Annotated in this window: 1 protein-coding gene; it reads left to right on the top strand. The window is 69.6% G+C overall.

Annotation, left to right across the window (positions count from 1 at the left end):
* Positions 1 to 170: 170 nt before the first annotated feature.
* Positions 171 to 1,496, top strand: a complete 1,326-nt coding sequence (locus tag FKP22_RS30010) for a site-2 protease family protein (RefSeq protein WP_141291872.1) — start codon at positions 171 to 173, stop codon at positions 1,494 to 1,496.
* Positions 1,497 to 1,532 lie beyond the last annotated feature (36 nt).

Below are 1,532 nucleotides of genomic sequence, written 5' to 3'. Positions count from 1 at the left end.
GTGCAGCGCCCCGACGGCAACTACGCCTACCGCTTGCGCGCCCAGCTCAGCGAGGCGACCGAACACCGCATCGGCCTCAAAGGCACCGCGCGGCTGCAGGCCGGCTGGGTGCCGCTGGGCTACTGGGTGCTGCGCCGCCCACTGGCCATGGCCAGGCAGTACATGGCGCTATGACCAGCCTGGCTGTCCTGCGCGAAGAGCTGGGCCTGTACCCGGCGCCCCGGCTGGCCGATGGCCAGCCAGCGTGGACGCTGCACGACCCGGTGAAGAACCAGTTCTTCCAGCTCGACTGGCCCAGCTTCGAAATCCTCAGCCGCTGGCACCTGCGCCAGCCGGCCGAGATTGCCGCGGCCGTGTCGCAAGACACCACGCTCACGCTGGCCGAGGCTGACGTGCTGCGACTGCAGGACTTCCTGAAGCAGAACCAGCTGCTGCAGCCCTCCGCAGGCCAGGCGCGCGAACTGGCCGCCCGGCTGCAGCGCCAGCGTGGCAGCGTGTGGACCTGGCTGCTGCATCACTACCTGTTTTTCCGCGTGCCACTGCTGCGTGCAGACCGCCTGCTGGGCTGGCTCGCGCCGCGGCTCTCGGCGCTGTTCTCGCGCCGCTTCCTGGGGCTCACGCTCATCGTTGGCCTGCTGGGCCTGGCGGGGGTGCTGCGCAATGCCGAGGCCTATGCCGGCACGCTGGTCGACCTGTTCAGCTGGCAAGGCCTGGCGGCTTACGGCATGACGCTGGCGGCCGTGAAACTGGCGCACGAACTCTCGCACGGCCTGATGGCCAAGCGCTTCGGCTGCCGCGTGCCGACCATGGGCGTGGCGCTGATGGTGCTGTGGCCGGTGGCCTACACCGACACGACGGAGGTCTGGAAACTGCCACGCGCTCGCCAGCGGCTGGCCGTCGCCGGGGCCGGCATTGGCGCCGAGCTGGTGATCGCCGCCTGGGCCACTGCGGCCTGGCTGTGGCTGCCCGAGGGCGGTTTGAAAACTGCCGCCTTCCTGCTCTCCAGCACCACCTGGATCTCGACGCTGCTGGTCAACGCCAGCCCCTTCATGCGCTTCGACGGCTACTTCCTGCTGTCCGACGCCGTCAACATGCCCAACCTGCACGCACGCGCCTTTGCGCTGGCGCGCTGGCAACTGCGCGAGATGCTGTTCAGCCTCGGCGAGCCAGCGCCCGAAGCCTTCTCGCGCCGCAAGACGCTGGCGCTGGTCGCCTTTGCCTGGGGCACCTGGCTGTACCGCCTGGGCCTGTTCCTGGGCGTGGCGCTGCTGGTCTATCACTTCTTCATCAAGGCGGTCGGCATCGCCTTGTTCGGCATCGAGCTGGTGTGGTTCATTGCCGCGCCGGTGGCCAGCGAGCTGAAGGCCTGGTGGGCGCGGCGCGATCGCATCCACCCCCGGCGCGGCCTGCTGCTGGCCTTGCCGCTGCTGGCGCTGGTGTTGCTGTTCGTGCTGCCCTTGCCGGGCCGCGTGACAGGCATGGGCCAACACCCCTAGCGGATGCGCTGCAGTCGTGAGAGAGACGGCAGCGCG

This window comes from Ideonella azotifigens (assembly GCF_006519715.1).
Lineage (GTDB): Bacteria > Pseudomonadota > Gammaproteobacteria > Burkholderiales > Burkholderiaceae_C > Ideonella > Ideonella azotifigens.
Note: the sequence above shows the minus strand (reverse complement) of the source record. Positions and strands in the feature narration are given on the sequence as shown.

Bases quoted from the DNA above. Each gene is read 5' to 3' on its own strand.
- FKP22_RS30010 (WP_141291872.1), top strand. From the start codon at position 171: ATGACCAGCCTGGCTGTCCTGCGCGAAGAGCTGGGCCTGTACCCGGCG.